The organism is Mesorhizobium sp. M0088 (assembly GCF_040322895.1).
GTDB lineage: Bacteria > Pseudomonadota > Alphaproteobacteria > Rhizobiales > Rhizobiaceae > Mesorhizobium.
This window is the reverse complement of the sequence record NZ_JAMYUI010000019.1, coordinates 43,458-62,807: the sequence shown is the minus strand read 5'-3', so window position 1 is coordinate 62,807 and position 19,350 is coordinate 43,458. Positions and strand designations below refer to the sequence as shown.

The window sequence follows — 19,350 nt, the reverse complement described above, 5'->3', positions numbered from 1 at the left end:
GCAACAAGTGTGACCGAGACGGAAATCTTTCGCGAGCCGATCCCCTGAAAAGAGCGCGGGCTCAGATCAAGGCTCAGCCCTGCCGCGATGCTTTGTAGACGTTGACGCCGAGCTCGCGGATCTTCTTGCGCAGCGTGTTGCGGTTCAAGCCCAGCAGTTCCGCAGCCTTGATCTGGTTGCCGCGCGTTGCCGTCATCGAGGCCAGGACGAGCGGAAACTCGACCTCGGACAGGATGCGCTGATAAAGCCCCGCCGGCGGCAATTCGCCGGCAAAGGAAGCGAAATAGCGCTGCAGGAAGTGCTCGACCGCCTGCCCGATCGACAAATCGTCGGGGATCAGATTGCCGCCACCCGGCACCACCGGACGTTCGCCGGTCTTGAGCTCCGCCTCGATGATCTCGGCGGAAATCTCGTCCTGCGAATAGAGCGCGGCGAGCCTGCGAACCAGGTTTTCCAGTTCGCGCACATTGCCCGGCCACGGATAGCGCTTCATCAACTCGATGCCGCCGGAAGAAATGCGCTTGGTCTGCAGGCCTTCCATTTCGCCGAGCTTGAAGAAATGGCGGACGAGGTCCGGCACATCCTCGGAGCGCTCACGCAGCGCCGGCAGCCGGAGCGGCACGACGTTGAGGCGATAGAAAAGATCCTCGCGGAAGAGCCCCTGGTTGATCAGCGTGCGCAGATCCTTGTTGGTGGCAGCGACGATGCGCACGTCGGTCTTGATCGGCGTGCGTCCGCCGACCGTGGTGTACTCGCCCTGCTGCAGCACGCGCAGCAGACGCGTCTGCGCCTCCATCGGCATATCGCCGATTTCATCGAGGAACAGCGTGCCGCCTTCGGCCTGCTCGAAGCGGCCGGTCGAGCGGTTCTGCGCGCCGGTGAAGGCACCCTTCTCGTGACCGAACAGTTCCGATTCGATCAGGTCACGCGGGATCGCCGCCATATTGATGGCGACGAAGGGGCCGCCGCGGCGGCGGCCATATTCATGCAGCGCGCGCGCCACCAGCTCCTTGCCGGTGCCGGATTCGCCCGAGATCATCACCGTCAGGTCGGTCTGCATCATGCGCGCCAGCATGCGGTAGATATCCTGCATGGCCGCCGAGCGGCCGACCAGCGGCATCGCGTCCGGCTGTTCTTCCGGCCGCGCATCGATCTTTGGCCGACGCGGCTCGGAAAGCGCCCGGTTGACGATGTTGAGCAGTTCGGTCAGGTCGAACGGCTTGGGCAGATATTCGTAAGCGCCAGTTTCGGAGGCGCGGATCGCCGTCATGAATGTGTTCTGGGCGCTCATGACGATAACCGGCAGCTCCGGCCTGGCCTTCTTGATGCGCGGCAGCATGTCGAAGGCGTTTTCGTCCGGCATCACCACATCGGTGATGACCAGATCGCCCTCGCCCGCCGCCACCCAGCGCCAAAGCGTCGAAGCGTTGGAGGTGACGCGCACCTCATGACCGGCGCGTGAAAGCGCCTGGTTGAGGACGGTGCGGATCGCCGCGTCGTCGTCGGCGACGAGAATATTGCCGCGAACGGTCATTTGAGGTCTCCTTCGCCGTCATCATCGGCGCCGTTTGGCGCTTCTTTCCAGGCCGGCATCAGGATGCGGAATGTGGTGCCGCGCGGCGTCGATTCGCATTCGATGATGCCGCCATGCTCGCCGACGATCTTGGCGACCAGCGCAAGACCCAACCCGGAGCCGTTCGGCTTGGTGGTGATGAACGGGTCGAACAGGATCGGCAGGATGTCTTCGGAGACGCCGGAGCCATTGTCGCGCACGCAGAATTCCAGCGGCAGCGACACGCGGTCCTGCGTGCCCGGAACGGAAACACGGATGCCCGGCCGGAAGGCGGTCGACAGCACGATCTCGCCCTGCGGGTCGCTGCCGATCGCCTCGGCAGCGTTCTTGACCAGGTTGAGGAACACCTGGATGAGCTGGTCGCGGTTGGCAAACACCGGAGGCAATGAAGGATCATAATCCTCCATTATCTTGATTTTCTTGGCAAAACCGTTCTTGGCAATCGCCTTCACATGGTCGAGCACGACATGGATATTGACGGGATAGCGATCGATCGGCCGCTCGTCGGAAAACACCTCCATGCGATCGACCAGCGATACGATGCGGTCCGTCTCGTCGGTGATCAGCCGCGTCAGCGCACGGTCCTCGTCGGAAGCCGACAGTTCAAGCAGTTGGGCCGCGCCCCGGATGCCTGAGAGCGGGTTCTTGATCTCATGGGCAAGCATCGCCGCCAGACCGGTCACCGAACGTGCGGCACCCCGATGCGTCATCTGCCGGTCGATCTTGTCGGCCATCGACCGTTCCTGGAACATCACCACGACGGAGCCCGGATATTCCGGCACCGGCGCGACGTAGAGATCGACGACCTTCTCGATGCCGAGACGCGGCGACGACACGTCGACCCGATACTCGTTGACCGGAGCCCGACGCTCGCGCACCTGATCGACCAGCGTCAGCAGCGGGCTGCCGAAGGGAATGAGTTTTGACAGCGTGTTCCGCGCCAGCATGGTCGCGCTCGAGCGAAAGAAGTCTTCCGCATCGGCGTTGGCGAAGGTGATGAACCCCTCCTCGCTGATCATGATCACCGGGCGACGGATGGTGTTGAGCACGATCTGGGCGGCATCCGCCATTTCAGCGCCCTGGCCGGCGGCGGCGTTCATGCGGCGCTCCGCAGGTTCAAGGGTTGCGGATCGCGCGAAAACACATCGCGCAGCAAGGCAATGACGCGTGCGGGCTGGAATGCAGTCAGTATGGCCTTTCGGCTGTCGTCGGCGACGCCGCCAGCATGCCGATCAAGATACCAGCCAAGATGCTTGCGCGCCTGGCGCAGGCCGCTTTCGGCGCCGTAGAGCGCCAGCATGTCCTCATAATGGGCCACGATGTAGTCGGCGACCGCTGTCGAGTCCCGTGGCATGTTTGGCGTCGCCTCGCCGGTCGCTGCGGCCGCAATGCCGCCTGCGATCCAGGGCGCGCCATAATGGGCACGGCCGATCATCACGGCGTCGGCACCCGATTGATCGAGAATGTCGGCCGCTTCCGCCGGCGAAGAGACGTCACCATTGGCGACGACCGGGATGGACACGGCTTCCTTGACGCGGGCGATGGCGCGCCAGTCGGCCTTGCCCCGGTAGAACTGGCAACGCGTGCGGCCGTGCACGGTCACCATGCTGACGCCGGCCTGTTCGGCGCGGCGCGCGAGCATCGGCGCATTGAGCGCGCCTTCGTCCCAGCCAAGCCGCATCTTGACCGTCACTGGCACCTCGACCGCGCCGACAACGGCGTCGATCAGCGACAGTGCGTGGTCGAGGTCCAGCATCAATGCCGAACCCGCATAACCGCCGGTGACCTTCTTGGCCGGGCATCCCATGTTGATGTCGATAATGTCGGCCCCCTCACCGGCGGCGATTCTGGCACCTTCGGCCATGTGCATCGCCTCACGGCCTGCAAGCTGAACCATATGGACGGGCAGGCCGGAGTGGCGTATGCGCAGGTTGAAACCGGCCCTGCCCTTGGCGAGCTCGCCGCTGGCAACCATTTCGGACACGACCAGGCCCGCTCCATGCGCGTGGGCACGCTGCCGGAACGGCTCGTCCGTAATCCCCGACATCGGTGCGAGGAACACGCGATTGCGGATTCTCACGCCACCGACATCGAGCGGCGCGGCCAATTTGGTCAAGTTAACCATGCACAAAAACCAAGCACCTTCATTCGTTGCACATTCTCTAGCCACAACCGGCGCAATGTGCAACGCGGAATGACGCCACATTAAGGCGCAATTGGGAAAATGCTGGCCTTCGGCTTTGGCCGCGACCAAAGCGCCGCGCGTCGCCGAGGACGCGCAAAAGACGCTTTGGAATTTCATACTTAGCGCACGATCTTTCCGAAAACCGATTACACTTTTCGGGATCGTGCGCTAGGACCAAACAGGCATGACTGACGCAAGTGAAAATCACGTTTCGGGTGCGGATGGCAAGGTCGCGGTGGTGATCGTTGCGGCCGGCCGTGGTGCGCGCGCCGGACAGGCCAACGGACCGAAGCAATATCAACACATTGGCGGCTTTGCCGTCATTGCACACACGCTGGACATTTTTCTGGCCCACCCGCGGACCAGCGAGATCGTCGTCGCCATTCATGCCGATGACCATGAGCTGTTCCGGCAGGCGGCGGGCGCCAATGCCGAGCGCGTCACCGCCATCATGGGTGGGGCGACGAGGCAGGAATCCGTTCGGCTCGGCCTGCTTGCCCTTAGAGGCCACGCGCCGGCGCAGGTTCTGATCCATGACGCCGTGCGTCCGTTTGTCGATGCGGACCTGATAGATCGTACCATCGCCGCCATCGGCGAGCGCGAGGGCGCGTTGCCCGCTTTGCCCGTCGCCGACACGCTGAAGCGCGAATCTGCCTCCGGCGTGGTTGGCGAAACCGTATCGCGCAGCGGGCTTCACGCGGCGCAAACGCCACAAGGTTTTCCGTTCTGGCCCATTCTTGCCGCGCACGAGAAAGCCCATCATCTGGGAAAAACGGATTTTACCGACGATGCCGCGATCGCCGAATGGGCGCATATTCCGGTCAAGATCGTTCCGGGCTCGCCGGACAATGTCAAACTCACCTGGGCACGGGATATTGCGATGGCGGACCAGCGGCTTTCCGGCGAACGCGTGCGCTTTCCCGACATCCGTACCGGCAATGGCTACGACGTCCACGCCTTCGAACCGGGAGACCATGTCACTTTGTGTGGCGTCGCCATAACGCACGACAAGAAGCTGTCCGGCCATTCCGACGCCGATGTCGGTCTGCACGCCTTGACCGATGCGCTGCTGGCGACTTGCGGCGCCGGCGACATCGGCACGCATTTCCCGCCATCCGACCCGCAGTGGAAAGGCGCTGCGTCGCGCATATTCGTCGAGCATGCGGCAAGGCTGGTGCGCGCGCGCGGCGGCCGCATCGCCAATGCCGACATCACGCTGATCTGCGAAGCGCCGCGCGTCGGCCCGCATCGCGAGGCCATGACCGCAGCCCTTTCGCAGATGCTGGCAATTACGCCGGATCGCATCTCGATCAAGGCCACAACCAATGAGAAGCTCGGCTTTGTCGGGCGTGAGGAAGGCATTGCGGCGATCGCCACCGCCAGCGTGGTGTTTCCCGGCGAGGTGCCGGAATGACCCACAACGAGCTGGCAAATGCCCTGCTGCAAGCCTGCCAGAGACGCGACATTATGCTGGCAACGGCGGAAAGCTGCACCGGCGGCATGATCATCGCCGCGTTGACCGACATCGCCGGCTCGTCCGCCGTGATCGATCGTGGCTTCATCACCTATTCCAACGAAGCCAAGATGGACATGCTCGGCGTTTCCGCCGCCACGCTCGGGGCGCATGGCGCGGTTTCGCGCGAGACTGCGATTGAAATGGCGGCAGGCGCGCTTGCCCGTTCGCGCGCCGGGCTGACCCTGGCGGTCACCGGGATCGCTGGGCCTGGCGGCGGTTCGGCGGAAAAACCGGTCGGCCTGGTCTGGTTCGGGGTTGCGCTGGACGGCCGACCGATTGTCGCCGAGCACCAGCTCTTTGCAGACAAAGGCCGCGATTTCATTCGTCGCGAAACGGTCCGGCAAGCGCTGGAGCTGGGCCTGCAAGCACTCGGCTAACCCTGGACCCGGGGTGCTGCACCGTAGATGACGTCGGCGCGCTTCTCAAAGGCTTCGGCGAACATGCGGAAGGCGCGATCGAACATGGTCCCCATGACCGCGCCCAGAATACGGCTCTTGAACTCGTAGTCGATGAAGAAGCGGACGGTGCACCCGACGCCGTCCGCTTCGAAACGCCAGACGTTGCTCAAATATTTGAACGGCCCGTCGATGTACTTCACCTCGATGGTGTTCTCGGCGGGCTTCAGCAGCACCTGCGTCGTGAAGGTTTCGCGGATCGCCTTGTAGCCGATGCTCATGTCGGCAAGCAGAACCGTGCGCCCGTCACGCTCCTTGCGCGAGCGAACCGTCAGCGCTTCGCAAAGCGGCAGGAATTGCGGATAGGATTCAACATCGGCGACCAGCGCGAACATCTGCTCGGGTGTATGGGATACGCGTCGGGTGGCTTCGAATTTTGGCATGAAACCAGCGGGTTAAGCTGTTTTCTTGAGAATCGCTTCCCGTGCCGCACGCAGCTTGGCGAAATCGTCGCCGGCGTGATGCGACGAACGCGTCAGCGGGCTGGACGCCACCAGCAGGAAACCCTTGGTCCGGCCGATCGTCTCGAAAGATTTAAACTCCTCCGGAGTGACGAAGCGGATCACCGGATGGTGCTTCTTCGACGGCTGCAGGTATTGGCCGATGGTCATGAAGTCGACATTGGCGGACCGCAGATCGTCCATCAGCTGCAGGATTTCATTCCGTTCTTCGCCCAGCCCCACCATGATGCCGGACTTGGTGAAGATCGACGGATCAAGCTCCTTGACCCGCTGCAACAGCCGGATCGAATGGAAATAGCGGGCGCCCGGACGAACCGTCAGATAGTTCGACGGTACGGTTTCGAGATTGTGGTTGAAGACGTCGGGCTTGGCGGCCACGACGACCTCCAGCGCGCCGTCCTTGCGCAGGAAGTCGGGCGTCAGGATTTCGATCGTCGTCAGCGGCGTTGCCGCCCGGATGGCGCGAATGACTTCGGCGAAATGCTGCGCACCGCCATCGGCGAGATCGTCGCGGTCGACCGAGGTGATGACGACATGGGTAAGGCCCATCTGCTTGACCGCATGCGCGACGCGGGCCGGCTCATCGGGGTCAAGCGCGGTTGGAATCCCCGTGGCGACGTTGCAGAAGGCGCAGGCGCGCGTGCAGATCTCGCCCATGATCATGAAGGTGGCGTGCTTCTTTTCCCAGCATTCGCCGATGTTGGGGCAGCCGGCCTCTTCGCAGACCGTCACCAGCTTGTGCGATTTGACGATCTCGCGCGTTTCGGCATAGCCCTTCGACATCGGCGCCTTGACGCGGATCCAGTCGGGCTTGCGCAGCACGTCCTGGTCAGGCTTGTGCGCCTTTTCCGGATGCCGCAAGCGCGGGGCGTTGGCAATCGTATCGAGGACAGTGACCATCGGGGAACCTGGTTCATTCGCGACGCCAGTCAGGCGTTCGCTGTCATAACGTCATCTAAGACTTTTCAACGCAAAGAAAAAGGCCGCCGCGGCGCATGCCGCAACAGCCTTTTTCGCATGGCAGCTCTTCAGTGATGCTAACGGCGCACCAGACGCCCCGCCCAGATCAGCAGGCAGGCACCGATAAAGCCGGTGATCAGATAGGCAATCCAGCCGACGCCGAACGGGCCAAAATTGAGAGCCTGCAGAATGGCGTTCAGCACGACCGCGCCGACGATGCCCATAACGATGTTCATGAAGATGCCGGTGTCGCTCTTCATGAACATTTCGGCGAACCAGCCTGCCAGGCCGCCGATGATGATGGCTGCTATCCAGCCGACGCCATTCAGGTGCATATGCCTTCTCCTTGTGTGATGCGTGAAAACGCATCCGCAAACGAAGTACCTTGCCGCCGGGTTCCATCTGTAGCAGCGCTTTCAATCTATCAGGCGTTGAGCGCGCGGCCATAGGCGTCGAGCACGCTTTCCTTCATCATCTCCGACAGCGTCGGGTGCGGGAAGATGGTGTGCATCAGCTCTTCCTCGGTCGTCTCCAGGTTCATCGCCACGACAAAGCCCTGGATCAGTTCGGTCACTTCGGCACCCACCATGTGGGCGCCGAGCAACTGGCCAGTCTTCTTGTCGAAGATGGTCTTGATGAAGCCCTGATCCTCGCCAAGGGCGATGGCCTTGCCATTGGCGGCGAACTGGAAGCGCCCGACGCGGATATCCTTGCCCTCGGCCTTGGCTTTCGCTTCCGTCAGGCCGACCGAGGCAACCTGTGGATTGCAGTAGGTGCAGCCCGGGATCTTGAGCTTGTCGGTGGCATGCACGCCGGGAAAATTGGCGATCTTCTCGATGCACACCACGCCTTCATGCTCGGCCTTATGGGCAAGCATCGGCGGGCCGGCGACATCGCCGATGGCATAGATGCCCGGCACGTTGGTCTTGCCGTAGCCATCGATGACGACGCAGCCACGCTCCGTCTTCACGCCAAGCGCCTCGAGTCCGAGGCCCTCGATGTTGCCCTGCACGCCGACGGCCGAGATCATCCGATCGGCGGTGATCTTCTCAACCTTGCCGTCCTTCATCTCGACATGCGCCGTGACCGAATTGGGACCCTTCTCGACCTTGGTCACCTTGGCTTCGAGGATGATCTTCATGCCTTGCTTCTCGAACTGCTTCTGCGCGAATTTCGAGACTTCGGCATCCTCGACCGGCATCACCGCAGGCAGCAGCTCGACCACCGTTACTTCGGCGCCCATGGTGCGGTAGAAGGAGGCGAATTCGATGCCGATGGCGCCCGATCCCATGACCAGCAGCGACTTCGGCATCTCCTTCGGCACCATGGCCTCGAAATAGGTCCAGATCAGTCTGCCGTCAGGCTCGATGCCGGGCAGCGCGCGTGGTCGCGCGCCGGTCGCCAGGATGATGTGCTTGGCGGTATACGTGCCCTCGCCCTTGACGCCTTTCGGCACCGGCGGCTGCGGCTCCATCGGCTTCTTGGCCGTCTTGGACACGGCGATCTCGCCCGGCTTCGAAAGCTTGGCCTCGCCCCAGATGACGTCGACCTTGTTCTTCTTCATCAGGAAGGCAACGCCGCCATTGAGCCGCAGCGAGACCTTTCGCGAGCGGTCGACCACGGCCGCTGTGTCGGCGCTGACCTTGCCGTCGAGCTTCAGCCCGTAATCCTTCAGGTGATCCGAATAGTGCATGATTTCGGCCGAGCGCAGCAGCGCCTTGGTCGGGATGCAGCCCCAGTTGAGGCAAATGCCGCCGAGATGCTCGCGCTCGACGATCGCCGTCTTGAAGCCGAGTTGCGCGGAACGCACCGCGGTGACATAGCCGCCAGGGCCGGAGCCGATGATGATGACGTCGTAGTTCTCAGCCACGGGTTTTCTCCTTCACAATTCCAGCATGACGCGCACGACGGGTGCCAGCGCCTTGCCGATGTTTCGCGTGTTTTCGGCATCGAGGTGGACGCCATCAAGCGGTGTGGTTTGCGCCACGCTGCCGGCGTCGAAGAAGCCGCAGCCGGCCTCGTCGGCGAGCGCTGCATATTGCGGTGCCAAAAACTTCGAGGCGTCATCGCCACCGGCGAACATTTCCTTGAAGTCGGCATTTTCAGTACGGCTGACGACAGGCGGCGAAACGATCAGGATCTGCGGCGCGGGCCAGTCGAACGGATAGTCGTGACCGCGCACGATGTCGATCAGCCGCTGGATGCCCTGCTTGGCCGCGACGGGATTGCCGTGGATCCATGGCTTCATGTCGTTGGCGCCGAGCATGATGACAATCAGGTCGATCGGCGCATGGGTCGTCAGCACCGTTGGCAGCAGCCTGGCGCCGTTGCGATCCGCGCCGGCCAGATGGTCGTCGAAGGCCGTGGTGCGGCCGTTGAGGCCATCGGCAATCACTTGCACGCCGGCGCCTAACGCTGCCTGCAGCACGCTCGGCCAGCGGTCTTCCAGCGCGTGGCGGCCACCTTCGGCATTGTAGCCCCAGGTCAGCGAGTCGCCGTAGCAAAGAACCGTCTTCATGCGCCCACCTGTGCGTTAATCGAGCCGCGCCTCAACCGCCAGCGCACGAACAGCCAGTGAACCAGCACAGTGGCCAGGTTCGGCAAAACCAGGCCGGCGACGATCGGCAGGTCACCTCCCCACTGGCGCTTATCGACCGGCTGAGAGAACGTCCAGCCGATCAGGCCGAGCCCGATCAGCACGAACAGGACAATTGCGCAGAGGCCCAGCCAGTTGATGATCGTCGGTGCGTTCGCAAAAAGCTGCGCGATGAAAAACATGATCGTCGTAGCAATGGTGACAAGCACCGACGTCATGAACACCAGAATGTATTCTTCCTGCGCATGGGTTGCGACCGCCAGCTGTTGAGCAACCAGGCCGCCTGCCAATCCTGACAGGAAAAACGCCATGAGGGAGGTGAAGAATATCCGCACCGCCCTCTCCTCCCTAGACCAGCATGCCCATCGGGTTTTCGATCAGCCGTTTGAAGGCGACCAGCAGTTCGGCACCCAGCGCGCCATCGACGGCGCGGTGATCGGTCGACAGCGTCACCGACATCACGGTGGCGATCTTGATCTCGCCATTCTTGACCACTGCCCGCTCTTCGCCGGCGCCGACCGCCAGGATGGTCGCATGCGGCGGGTTGATGACGGCGGCAAAATCCTTGATGCCGAACATGCCGAGGTTGGACACGGCCGTGGTGCCGCCCTGATACTCTTCCGGCTTCAGCTTGCGGCTGCGCGCCCGGCTGGCCAGGTCCTTCATCTCGTTGGAGATGGCGGACAGCGTCTTTTCGTCGGCCTTGCGGATAATCGGCGTGATCAGCCCACCGGGTATCGACACGGCAACACCGACATCGGCGTGCTTGTGCTTGACCATGGCGCTTTCGGTCCATGAGGCATTGGCATCCGGCACCGCCTTCAGCGCCATGGCCATAGCCTTGATCACCATGTCGTTGACCGACAGCTTGTAGGCCGGAGCGTCGCCCTTATCGGTCTTCTTCACTGGTGCAGCCGCATTGATCTGCGTGCGCAGCGCCAGCAGCGCATCGAGCTCGCAGTCGAGCGTCAGGTAGAAATGCGGGATGGTGGTCTTGGCCTCGACCAAGCGGCGCGCAATGGTCTTGCGCATATTGTCATGCGGGACGAGGTCGTAGGAGCCCTGTTCGAACAGTTTCAGCACCTGGTCGTCCGACATCGCCTTCACCGCAGGCGCAGGAGCGCCAGCAGGAGCCTTGGCGGCAGGCGCCGCCTGGGCACCGCCACCGGCAATCGCCGCGTCGACATCCGCCTTCACCACCCGGCCATGTGGGCCGGTGCCAGTCACGGCAGACACATCGACACCGGCCTCCTTCGCGATGCGGCGCGCAAGCGGCGACGCGAAGGTGCGCTCGCCAGCCGCATGGCCGTTGGCAACCGGAGCCGCATCTGCCTTGGATGCGGTCGCGACCGGTTCGGCCTTGGGTGTCTCAGCCTTCGGTGCGTCAGCCTTGGGAGCCTCCGCTTTCGGCGTCTCGGCTTTGGCTGGTGCGGCAGCATCGCCGCTTTTCGCGGCAGCGCCCGCATCCTCGCCCTCTCCGGCGAGCACGGCGATCAGCGCATTGACCTTGACGCCTTCGGTGCCGGCGGGAACGACGAGCTTGGCAACCGTGCCCTCATCGACAGCCTCGACTTCCATCGTCGCCTTGTCGGTCTCGATCTCGGCAATCACATCGCCCGGCGAAACCTTGTCGCCTTCCTTGACGAGCCACTTGGACAGATTGCCCTCTTCCATCGTGGGCGACAGGGCCGGCATGGTGATGTTGATTGGCATTTTGTCCTCCCGCCCGGTTCAGCGATACGTGACGGCTTTGACCGCCTCGATGACTTCGCCGACATTCGGCAACGCCAGCTTCTCGAGGTTCGCCGCATAAGGCATCGGCACATCCTTGCCGGCGATGGTGATGACCGGCGCGTCAAGAAAATCGAAGGCGCGCTGCGACACCTGGTTGGCGATATGGTCGCCGACCGAGTTCTGCGGATAACCTTCCTCCACCACCACCAGGCGGTTGGTCTTCTTGACCGAGGCAATGATGGTGTCGAGATCGAGCGGCCGGATCGTGCGCAAGTCGATGATCTCGGCATCGATGCCAAGGCCACGCAGTTCCGCTTCAGCCTTGACCGCATAGGTCATGCCGATGCCGAAGGAGACGATGGTGACATCCTTGCCTGATTTATGGATGCGCGCCTTGCCGATCGGCAGCACGAAATCGTCCAGCTTCGGCACGTCGAAGGACTGACCGTAGAGGATTTCATTCTCGAGGAAGATGATCGGGTTCGGATCGCGGATCGCTGCCTTCAACAAGCCCTTGGCGTCAGCGGCGGTGTAGGGCATCACCACTTTCAGGCCCGGAATGTGGCTGTACCAGGCGGCATAGCACTGCGAGTGCTGAGCGGCGACGCGTGCGGCGGCGCCGTTCGGTCCACGGAACACGATCGGCGCGCCCATCTGGCCGCCCGACATATAGAGCGTCTTGGCGGCCGAGTTGATGATCTGGTCGATCGCCTGCATGGCGAAGTTGAAGGTCATGAACTCGACGATCGGCTTCAGGCCGGCCATCGCCGCACCCACGCCAACGCCGGCAAAGCCATGCTCGGTGATCGGCGTGTCGACGACGCGCCGCGGCCCGAATTCCTGCAGCAGGCCTTGCGTGATCTTGTAGGCGCCCTGGTATTCGGCAACCTCCTCGCCCATGACGAAGACATCGCCGTCGCGGCGCATTTCCTCGGCCATCGCATCGCGCAGCGCTTCGCGCACCGTGGTCGAGACCATTTCCGTGCCGGCCGGAATGTCCGGATCGGCGGCGATTTCCGTCTTCGGAGCAGCAGCCACCGGCGCAGCCGGCTTTGCGGCCTCCGCCTTATCCTCTGCGTCCGCCGGAGCCTCTGCCTTTGCAGGCGCTTCCGCCTTGGCGGGCGCCGCGGCCTTGCCGATATCCCCGGCACTTTCGCCGTCCTGTAGCAGCACGGCGATCGGTGTGTTGACCTTGACGCCTTCGGTACCGGCGGCGATCAGGATCTTGCCCAGCGTGCCTTCGTCAACGGCTTCGACTTCCATCGTCGCCTTGTCGGTCTCGATCTCGGCGATGACGTCGCCGGCGACGACTTTGTCGCCCTCGTTCTTCAACCACTTCGAAAGATTGCCCTCTTCCATGGTCGGCGAGAGAGCGGGCATGAGAATTTCGATCGGCATGTCCTTGCCCTCCCGTTACAATACGATATCGGTCCAGAGCTCGGACGGATCCGGCTCCGCGTCGTTCTGGGCAAATTCGGCGGCATCCGCGACAATGTCGCGGACCTCCTTGTCGATGGTCTTGAGCTCGTCCTCGGTCGCCCACTTCTTTTCCATCAGCCGTGCCTTGACCTGCTCGATCGGGTCATGGTCCGAGCGCATCTTCTGCACTTCTTCCTTCGAGCGGTATTTGGCCGGGTCGGACATCGAGTGACCGCGGTAGCGGTAGGTCTGCATTTCGAGAATGATCGGCCCGTTGCCCGCGCGGCACCATTCGGTCGCCTGGTCGCCGGCGGCCTTGACGGCGCGGACATCCATGCCGTCGACCTGGATGCCGGGGATCTTGAACGAGGCGCCACGGTGCGAAAAATTGGTTTCCGCCGAAGAGCGCGACACCGAGGTGCCCATGGCATAGCGGTTGTTCTCGATGATGTAGATCACCGGCAGCTTCCACAGCGAGGCCATGTTGAAGCTTTCATAGACCTGGCCCTGGTTGGCCGCGCCATCGCCGAAATAGGTCAGCGAAACATTGTTGTTGTCGCGGTAGCGGTTGGCGAAGGCCAAGCCCGTGCCGAGCGACACCTGCGCGCCGACGATGCCGTGGCCGCCGTAAAAGTGCTTTTCCTTGGAGAACATGTGCATGGAGCCGCCCTTGCCCCGGGACAGGCCGCCCCGACGCCCGGTCAACTCGGCCATGACGCCGCGCGGCGACAGTTCCATCGCCAGCATGTGGCCGTGGTCGCGATAGGCGGTGATCATCTGATCGCCATCGATCAGTGCCATCTTCATGCCGGTGACGACCGCTTCCTGGCCGATATAGAGGTGGCAGAAGCCGCCGATGAAACCCATGCCGTAAAGCTGGCCGGCCTTTTCCTCGAAACGACGGATGAGCAGCATGTGCCGGTAAGCGGCAAGCTCTTCGTCCTTGGTGAATTCGGCGGGCTTGGGGGCCGAAAGCCCCGATTTGCCGTCGGATTTGGATTTGGCAGGCGCTTTTCTGGCGGCGGTGGCCATGCATCACTCCCTGTTGGCGTCTCTTTGTGGACATTAGAGCAGATGAAATCTGCTCTGGGGAGATCAGCTCTTCCCCACCGATTTAAGGGAGGCTAACACGCGTCAAAGCGTTGCGCCATGCTGAATTTGCATAGCTGGCATGCGCCTAAGCGATTAAAATCATTGAAAATATTGATGATTAACTTGAAATCAGTTATTTCGCCGAGGTCGGCAACATAATGGTGATTTCGTCAGCCTGGGACAGATTGAGCGCCTTGCGTGCCTGCTCATCGAGCATGTCCTTTTCGAGCGTGCCTTCATGCATCAACCGAACGCGGCGCTCGAGTTCCATGCGGCGCGCCTTGATCACATCGAGCTGGCCTTGCAGCGCCACCGTCTGGGCTTCCAGCTGATATTTCGAATAGATGCCGAATTCGCCGTGATAGGCGTGAAAGCCGAAATAGGCCAGGAACGCCACGCAAAGCGAGGGAATGATCAGCCGGCCGGTGTTTCTCTGCTTGTGCTGACGCGTCCACATGATCCAAATCCTCGCGGCCACGAACTCAGGCGGCTCCCTGTCTTTTTCGCCCGATTGTGCTTAACGGACGGTTACAGGTGATCTGTTTGGCGGCGCCGAAACGAAAAAGGGCGGGAATGCTCCCGCCCTTTTGTCCGGTATCGATGAGCCGGTGTTTCTGGATCAGCCCTTGACCACCGACTTGCCGGCATAGCTTGCCTGCTTGCCGAGCTCTTCCTCGATGCGGATCAGCTGGTTGTACTTGGCCATGCGGTCGGAGCGCGACAGCGAGCCTGTCTTGATCTGTCCGCAATTGGTGGCAACCGCGAGATCGGCGATGGTCGAATCCTCGGTTTCGCCCGAGCGGTGCGACATGACGGCAGTGTAGCCGGCCTTGTGCGCGGTCTCTACGGCGTCGAGCGTTTCCGTCAGCGAGCCGATCTGGTTGACCTTGACCAGGATCGAATTGGCAACGCCCATGCGGATGCCGTCGCGCAGCCGTGCGGTGTTGGTGACGAACAGGTCGTCGCCGACCAGCTGCGTCTTTTTGCCGATCAGGTCGGTCAGGTACTTCCAGCCTTCCCAGTCGTCCTCGGCCAAGCCGTCCTCGATCGAGATGATCGGATAGTCGGCGGCAAGCTTGGCCAGGTATTTGGCCTGGGCCTTGGGATCGCGCGTCTTCTTCTCGCCCTCATAGACGTAGTTGCCGTCCTTGAAGAACTCGGTCGCGGCGCAATCGAGGCCCAGCGCGATCTCGTCGCCCGGCTTGAAGCCAGCCTGCTCGATCGATTCCATGATGAAATCGAGCGCCACCGGCGCGCTTTTCAGGTTCGGGGCGAAGCCGCCCTCGTCGCCGACATTGGTGTTGTGGCCGGCGTCTTTCAGTTTCTTGCGCAGCGTATGGAAGATTTCCGAACCCCAGCGGACACCTTCGCGCAGCGTCGGCGCGCCGATCGGCAGGATCATGAATTCCTGGAAGTCGATCGGGTTGTCGGCATGCGCGCCGCCATTGATGATGTTCATCATCGGTACCGGCAGGAGATGCGCCTTGGTGCCGCCGACATAGCGGTAGAGCGGCAGGCCGGCGGCATCGGCGGCCGCCTTGGCCACCGCTAGCGAAACGCCAAGAATGGCGTTGGCGCCAAGCCGGCTCTTGTTGGGCGTGCCGTCAAGCTCGATCATGGTCTGGTCGATATGGATCTGGTTTTCGGCTTCCATGCCGCCGATGGCCTCGAACAGCTCGCCGTTCACCGCTTCGACGGCCCTGAGCACGCCCTTGCCGAGATAGCGGGCGCCACCGTCGCGCAGTTCGACGGCCTCGTGGGCGCCGGTCGAAGCACCCGACGGCACCGCCGCGCGGCCCATCGAGCCGTCTTCGAGAATGACATCGACCTCGACGGTCGGATTTCCACGGCTGTCCAGGATTTCACGCCCGACAATGTCGATGATGGCGGTCATTTGCGATGTCCTCGATTGATCTGAAGAATGCCGCACGTCTTAGCCAAAGTGCTGCAAAAGGCAATCGGCCGGCCGGCAATTATTGCCGCGGCATCAGCCTCTGAACGATTCACGAAGCGCAAATCGCTGTCATCATAAGTCATGCACGGTCGGCTGACTTCCGGTTAAGGTGCAGCGCGCGGGGCGAAACAGGAGGAGTTTCGCCATGTCCCAGTTGAGTGGTATCGTGAGTCTGTTAATGATCGCGGCGGCATTCCTGACGTCGTGCGACAATCAGCAGTCGCCGCCGAAGGCGATGGCCCCCTTACACGTCAGCGAATAAGCCAGAATACAAAGCGGCCCCGTCTCTCGACGGGGCCGCTTTGTCGTTGCTGTCAATGCCAGTAAGGCGTGACCTTGTAGTAATTGTAAGATTCGTCGCGCGCCGCCTCGCCATCCGCCCCGGTCAATTCGTTGATCGAGTAGGCAGGTGCCGCCCTGAGTTGTTCCTTGGAAAACGGCACGACATAGCCGCCCTTGTCCTCATCATAGTCGAGGCTCGCCCACGGAATGGCGTGATATTTTTCGCCAATGCCGAGGAAGCCGCCAAAACCGATCACCGCGAACATGATGCCGGTCGTCATCTTGTCGAGCATCACATCCTCGATGCTTCCGATGCTCGTGCCTTCGGTATTGTAGACCGATGTACCGATGACGCGTGAGGCGGCGATGGCTTGGGTGTGACCTGTCTGGGTTGTCATGATTATGCTCCTCATTGTGGTTTAGAACCATACTTGGACAATGAGGGGCGCGGGCGAAGGTTCCCGACTTTTTCGGCGACGCCCGGTCACTCCGCGAGGATGAAGGTAACCTTCATATTGACGCGATAAGTCTTGGACGACGATCTTCTGGTCCTGGATCCAGGCGCCCTCGACGTTCTTCAGGGTTTTCGAGGCGCGCGCAATTCCCTGTTCGATGGCGTCCTGAAAGCTCTTCTTCGACGACGATGTGATTTCGGTGACGCGGGCGACAGACATGGCTTCCTCCTGCCAAAACGCTCAGTTGCAAGGCAAGCGTATAGCCGGCTCGTGCCTTCCACAAGCGCCGGCGGTCGGCGGGGTATGCGTCCGGCCTTAGAGGCCCTTGGCGATACGGTCGAATGCCATCAGCCGCTCGAGCAGGGCGGGCATGTCCTTCAGCGGCAGCATGTTTGGGCCATCCGAAGAGGTCGAGTTGTCAGGATCCTGGTGGGTCTCGATGAACACGCCGGCAACGCCGACAGCGACGGCCGCGCGCGCCAGCGTCTCGACAAAGCGGCGCTCGCCGCCCGAGGAGCCCCCCTGCCCGCCCGGCTGCTGCACCGAATGGGTGGCGTCGAAGATCACCGGCGCGCCGATCTCGGCCATGATGGGAAGAGCGCGCATGTCGGAGACCAGCGTGTTGTAGCCGAAGGAGGCGCCGCGCTCGGTGGTCAGTACATTGGCGTTGCCGGAACCGGTGATCTTGGCGACGACGTTCTTCATGTCCCAGGGAGCGAGGAACTGTCCCTTCTTCACGTTGATCACCTTGCCGGTTTTCGCCGCGGCGACCAGCATGTCGGTCTGGCGCGACAGGAAAGCCGGAATCTGCAGGACATCGACATGCGGCGCGACGATGGCGCACTGCTCCTCGGTGTGGACATCGGTCAGCACGGGGAGCAAAAATTCCTTGCGCAGTTCGTCGAAGACGGGAAGTGCCGCGTCCATGCCGGCACCGCGCGTCGCCGACAGCGAGGTGCGGTTGGCCTTGTCGTAGCTGGTCTTGTAGACAAGGCCTATGCCGAGCCTGCCGGTCAGTTCCTTCAGCGCGCCGGCCATGTCGAAAGCGTGCTGGCGCGATTCAAACTGGCACGGGCCGGCGATCAGGGACAAAGCCGCCCTGTTGTCGAAGACGACATCGCCGACGGTCACAGACGAATTGGGCGCCATCGAATTGGACGCTTGCGGCTTGCTCATGGGATCTCCCGGAAGATGAAAGCCGCGCCCTGTCCGGGTGCGGACCGCACGACGATATCATTGCCCGCTATATCGTGTTGGACGGAATTGGCTGCAAGCAGCCTCGATGTCACATCGGCGTTCCGAACCGAAAAGACCACCGCTGCGAAGCGCAGATCTGTCGGCGAGCCGGCCGGCAGGTCAAAGCGCGCGGCGAAAGCCACGCGGTCAAGCACGCTCAAATCTGCATTCGGCAAGGGAAACATGCCGCCCTGCCTGTCGGCGGCCGCATCATCCACCGCCACGGAAATCAGCCCATGCTGCTTTCCAGGCGCATCACTGACCGCCAAGATCTCGACAATTCCGGTCGCGCCGTTGGCGTGGGCCTGCAAAGCCGTGCGGTCGACATCAGGCGCGTTGACGCGCTCGCAGGCAAACAGAAAGGCGTCCGTGGCTTCGGCTCCGGCCGCGAAGGCAAGCTTGAACGAAGCGATGTCGCTTTTGCCGGCCGGGTCGGTGAAGGCGCGCGAAAAACCCAGCATGTCTCCCGCCGAGACGCCGGCATCGACATAGCGTGCATGGTCGGCATCGGCATTGCCCGTACCTAGAACAATGGCGGAAAATCCCTCGTCGCCCTTGCTGTCGCGATAGGCGCGATCACGCGTGACGAAGACATTGCCGTCCGCGATAGCCTTTGCTGCCACCTGTTCGTCGCCGACCGCCAGCGGTTCGAGATAAGGGCCGTCGGCCAGGAAAACACAGCAGTTTTCCGTTCCGAAGGGATGGACGCCGGTCGGAGCCACGACAAAGCCAAGCGCGGTGAGCCGGGCTCGCGCCACCTCAAGGCTCTGCGTCGGCAGCACCAGGTGATCGAGCGGATGAGTGCCAGTGGTGGTTCGGGTCATGCAGCCGGGATGTGCATCATTCCGCAAATCGGTTCAAGACTTGATCGCAATCCCGGCCAGTTCGCCCCCGCCAGCCACCGGACGTCGAAAAAGGCACCAGTTGGGAAGAGGCCTCGATCAGCTTCCGGCAACGACATCGGCGGAATAGCGCAGCTCGCGCAGCGGTTTGACCTTGCTGGTGGTCTGCGCATAGAGCGGGTGCGCCTTGTAGGCGGCCAGCGCGGCGTCATCGGCGAATTCCGCATAGACGACCACGTCGACCTCATCCGACAGCGGATCCACCTTGATGTTGAGCGTGACCTCGAAGAGGCTGGAATGAGGAATGTCGCCGAGCGCCAGCAAGCCGGTGCGCACAGCCTCGACATCCTCTTTTCGCCGAGCGCTGAAGAAAACGATATGCCGGATCAACCCCGCCTCCTCGATCAAAGTGCCGGGGTCTTTTGTGACGGCAGGAAGTTGGCGTCAATCGACAAGGATGTCGCGGCTGCTGCCACTGGAGTTAAGCCTTGCCAGTAACATATCGCACAACATGGCTAAGCTCTCTCACAGCGGTGTCGAGATAGCGGCCCTGATTGTACATGCCATCCCAGATCAAAAAAAATGCGATG

General features: G+C 62.2%; 20 protein-coding genes and 1 pseudogene. 2 read left to right on the top strand and 19 right to left on the bottom strand.

Annotation, left to right across the window (positions count from 1 at the left end; genetic code table 11):
* Nucleotides 1–73: 73 nt before the first annotated feature.
* From ntrC to dusB, 3 genes are read right to left on the bottom strand one after another with little or no spacing between them, the layout of a single operon-like run.
* Nucleotides 74–1,534, bottom strand: a complete 1,461-nt coding sequence (ntrC, locus tag NKJ67_RS22595) for a nitrogen regulation protein NR(I) (protein WP_352583175.1) — start codon at nucleotides 1,532–1,534, stop codon at nucleotides 74–76.
* The gene (locus NKJ67_RS22590; RefSeq protein ID WP_292562865.1) at nucleotides 1,531–2,673 is read right to left on the bottom strand and encodes a two-component system sensor histidine kinase NtrB; all 1,143 of its coding nucleotides are present in this window, start codon (nucleotides 2,671–2,673) and stop codon (nucleotides 1,531–1,533) included. The genes ntrC and NKJ67_RS22590 overlap by 4 nt, the downstream gene beginning before the upstream one ends.
* Nucleotides 2,670–3,698: a tRNA dihydrouridine synthase DusB gene (gene dusB / locus NKJ67_RS22585; RefSeq protein WP_352583173.1), complete on the bottom strand. Its 1,029-nt coding sequence runs from the start codon at nucleotides 3,696–3,698 to the stop codon at nucleotides 2,670–2,672. The genes NKJ67_RS22590 and dusB overlap by 4 nt, the downstream gene beginning before the upstream one ends.
* Before the next feature lie 244 nt (nucleotides 3,699–3,942).
* Between dusB and NKJ67_RS22580 the strand changes: the two genes are divergently transcribed.
* Nucleotides 3,943–5,172, top strand: coding sequence for a bifunctional 2-C-methyl-D-erythritol 4-phosphate cytidylyltransferase/2-C-methyl-D-erythritol 2,4-cyclodiphosphate synthase (locus NKJ67_RS22580; protein WP_352583172.1), 1,230 nt, complete (start codon nucleotides 3,943–3,945; stop codon nucleotides 5,170–5,172).
* Nucleotides 5,169–5,651 (top strand): CinA family protein, encoded by a 483-nt coding sequence (locus NKJ67_RS22575; RefSeq protein WP_352583170.1) that lies wholly within the window; start codon nucleotides 5,169–5,171, stop codon nucleotides 5,649–5,651. The genes NKJ67_RS22580 and NKJ67_RS22575 overlap by 4 nt, the downstream gene beginning before the upstream one ends.
* Here NKJ67_RS22575 and NKJ67_RS22570 read toward each other — a convergent pair.
* From NKJ67_RS22570 to NKJ67_RS22495, 16 genes and pseudogenes are all read right to left on the bottom strand, one after another.
* Nucleotides 5,648–6,112, bottom strand: a complete 465-nt coding sequence (locus NKJ67_RS22570) for a type II toxin-antitoxin system RatA family toxin (RefSeq protein ID WP_292134933.1) — start codon at nucleotides 6,110–6,112, stop codon at nucleotides 5,648–5,650. The two genes, NKJ67_RS22575 and NKJ67_RS22570, sit on opposite strands and share 4 nt — an antisense overlap.
* A gap of 12 nt (nucleotides 6,113–6,124) precedes the next feature.
* Entirely contained in the window at nucleotides 6,125–7,090 is a 966-nt protein-coding gene (lipA, locus tag NKJ67_RS22565; protein WP_127408712.1) for a lipoyl synthase, read from the bottom strand.
* A 137-nt stretch (nucleotides 7,091–7,227) separates the two neighbouring features.
* Nucleotides 7,228–7,485 carry a GlsB/YeaQ/YmgE family stress response membrane protein gene (locus tag NKJ67_RS22560; protein ID WP_127322932.1) on the bottom strand — a complete coding sequence of 86 codons (258 nt, stop codon included), beginning with the start codon at nucleotides 7,483–7,485 and terminating at the stop codon, nucleotides 7,228–7,230.
* 89 nt (nucleotides 7,486–7,574) lie between these two features.
* Nucleotides 7,575–9,020, bottom strand: a complete 1,446-nt coding sequence (lpdA, locus tag NKJ67_RS22555; RefSeq protein WP_352583167.1) for a dihydrolipoyl dehydrogenase — start codon at nucleotides 9,018–9,020, stop codon at nucleotides 7,575–7,577.
* 12 nt (nucleotides 9,021–9,032) lie between these two features.
* Complete coding sequence (locus NKJ67_RS22550; RefSeq protein ID WP_127270643.1) at nucleotides 9,033–9,668, bottom strand: SGNH/GDSL hydrolase family protein; 636 nt, start codon at nucleotides 9,666–9,668, stop codon at nucleotides 9,033–9,035.
* The gene (locus NKJ67_RS22545) at nucleotides 9,665–10,081 is read right to left on the bottom strand and encodes a hypothetical protein (protein ID WP_127270644.1); all 417 of its coding nucleotides are present in this window, start codon (nucleotides 10,079–10,081) and stop codon (nucleotides 9,665–9,667) included. The genes NKJ67_RS22550 and NKJ67_RS22545 overlap by 4 nt, the downstream gene beginning before the upstream one ends.
* 13 nt (nucleotides 10,082–10,094) lie before the next feature.
* Nucleotides 10,095–11,459, bottom strand: coding sequence for a pyruvate dehydrogenase complex dihydrolipoamide acetyltransferase (locus tag NKJ67_RS22540; protein ID WP_352583165.1), 1,365 nt, complete (start codon nucleotides 11,457–11,459; stop codon nucleotides 10,095–10,097).
* An 18-nt stretch (nucleotides 11,460–11,477) separates the two neighbouring features.
* A complete protein-coding gene (locus tag NKJ67_RS22535; RefSeq protein WP_352583163.1) occupies nucleotides 11,478–12,878 on the bottom strand; it encodes a pyruvate dehydrogenase complex E1 component subunit beta in 1,401 nt (466 codons plus the stop codon).
* Nucleotides 12,879–12,893: 15 nt separating this feature from the next.
* Nucleotides 12,894–13,931: a pyruvate dehydrogenase (acetyl-transferring) E1 component subunit alpha gene (gene pdhA / locus NKJ67_RS22530; protein ID WP_127272717.1), complete on the bottom strand. Its 1,038-nt coding sequence runs from the start codon at nucleotides 13,929–13,931 to the stop codon at nucleotides 12,894–12,896.
* Nucleotides 13,932–14,124: 193 nt separating this feature from the next.
* Nucleotides 14,125–14,448 (bottom strand): FtsB family cell division protein, encoded by a 324-nt coding sequence (locus NKJ67_RS22525; RefSeq protein WP_352583161.1) that lies wholly within the window; start codon nucleotides 14,446–14,448, stop codon nucleotides 14,125–14,127.
* A gap of 162 nt (nucleotides 14,449–14,610) precedes the next feature.
* Nucleotides 14,611–15,885, bottom strand: a complete 1,275-nt coding sequence (eno, locus tag NKJ67_RS22520) for a phosphopyruvate hydratase (protein WP_127273626.1) — start codon at nucleotides 15,883–15,885, stop codon at nucleotides 14,611–14,613.
* Nucleotides 15,886–16,259: 374 nt separating this feature from the next.
* Nucleotides 16,260–16,625, bottom strand: a complete 366-nt coding sequence (locus NKJ67_RS22515; RefSeq protein ID WP_352583159.1) for a PRC-barrel domain-containing protein — start codon at nucleotides 16,623–16,625, stop codon at nucleotides 16,260–16,262.
* Between the two features lie 86 nt (nucleotides 16,626–16,711).
* A pseudogene (locus NKJ67_RS22510) lies at nucleotides 16,712–16,901 on the bottom strand (dodecin family protein).
* Between the two features lie 96 nt (nucleotides 16,902–16,997).
* Nucleotides 16,998–17,858, bottom strand: coding sequence for a 3-deoxy-8-phosphooctulonate synthase (gene kdsA, locus NKJ67_RS22505; RefSeq protein ID WP_352583157.1), 861 nt, complete (start codon nucleotides 17,856–17,858; stop codon nucleotides 16,998–17,000).
* On the bottom strand, nucleotides 17,855–18,742 hold the full coding sequence (locus tag NKJ67_RS22500) for a VOC family protein (protein ID WP_352583155.1): 888 nt from the start codon (nucleotides 18,740–18,742) through the stop codon (nucleotides 17,855–17,857). Before NKJ67_RS22500 ends, kdsA begins: the two co-directional genes overlap by 4 nt.
* Before the next feature lie 117 nt (nucleotides 18,743–18,859).
* Complete coding sequence (locus tag NKJ67_RS22495; RefSeq protein WP_352583153.1) at nucleotides 18,860–19,150, bottom strand: Dabb family protein; 291 nt, start codon at nucleotides 19,148–19,150, stop codon at nucleotides 18,860–18,862.
* Nucleotides 19,151–19,350 lie beyond the last annotated feature (200 nt).

What these genes read in the sequence shown, in the direction of transcription:
- ntrC (WP_352583175.1), bottom strand. Translation starts at nt 1,534, where the DNA reads ATGACCGTTCGCGGCAATATTCTCGTCGCCGACGACGACGCGGCGATC.
- NKJ67_RS22590 (WP_292562865.1), bottom strand. Translation starts at nt 2,673, where the DNA reads ATGAACGCCGCCGCCGGCCAGGGCGCTGAAATGGCGGATGCCGCCCAG.
- dusB (WP_352583173.1), bottom strand. Translation starts at nt 3,698, where the DNA reads ATGGTTAACTTGACCAAATTGGCCGCGCCGCTCGATGTCGGTGGCGTG.
- NKJ67_RS22580 (WP_352583172.1), top strand. Translation starts at nt 3,943, where the DNA reads ATGACTGACGCAAGTGAAAATCACGTTTCGGGTGCGGATGGCAAGGTC.
- NKJ67_RS22575 (WP_352583170.1), top strand. Translation starts at nt 5,169, where the DNA reads ATGACCCACAACGAGCTGGCAAATGCCCTGCTGCAAGCCTGCCAGAGA.
- NKJ67_RS22570 (WP_292134933.1), bottom strand. Translation starts at nt 6,112, where the DNA reads ATGCCAAAATTCGAAGCCACCCGACGCGTATCCCATACACCCGAGCAG.
- lipA (WP_127408712.1), bottom strand. Translation starts at nt 7,090, where the DNA reads ATGGTCACTGTCCTCGATACGATTGCCAACGCCCCGCGCTTGCGGCAT.
- NKJ67_RS22560 (WP_127322932.1), bottom strand. Translation starts at nt 7,485, where the DNA reads ATGCACCTGAATGGCGTCGGCTGGATAGCAGCCATCATCATCGGCGGC.
- NKJ67_RS22550 (WP_127270643.1), bottom strand. Translation starts at nt 9,668, where the DNA reads ATGAAGACGGTTCTTTGCTACGGCGACTCGCTGACCTGGGGCTACAAT.
- NKJ67_RS22540 (WP_352583165.1), bottom strand. Translation starts at nt 11,459, where the DNA reads ATGCCAATCAACATCACCATGCCGGCCCTGTCGCCCACGATGGAAGAG.
- NKJ67_RS22535 (WP_352583163.1), bottom strand. Translation starts at nt 12,878, where the DNA reads ATGCCGATCGAAATTCTCATGCCCGCTCTCTCGCCGACCATGGAAGAG.
- pdhA (WP_127272717.1), bottom strand. Translation starts at nt 13,931, where the DNA reads ATGGCCACCGCCGCCAGAAAAGCGCCTGCCAAATCCAAATCCGACGGC.
- NKJ67_RS22525 (WP_352583161.1), bottom strand. Translation starts at nt 14,448, where the DNA reads ATGTGGACGCGTCAGCACAAGCAGAGAAACACCGGCCGGCTGATCATT.
- eno (WP_127273626.1), bottom strand. Translation starts at nt 15,885, where the DNA reads ATGACCGCCATCATCGACATTGTCGGGCGTGAAATCCTGGACAGCCGT.
- NKJ67_RS22515 (WP_352583159.1), bottom strand. Translation starts at nt 16,625, where the DNA reads ATGACAACCCAGACAGGTCACACCCAAGCCATCGCCGCCTCACGCGTC.
- kdsA (WP_352583157.1), bottom strand. Translation starts at nt 17,858, where the DNA reads ATGAGCAAGCCGCAAGCGTCCAATTCGATGGCGCCCAATTCGTCTGTG.
- NKJ67_RS22500 (WP_352583155.1), bottom strand. Translation starts at nt 18,742, where the DNA reads ATGACCCGAACCACCACTGGCACTCATCCGCTCGATCACCTGGTGCTG.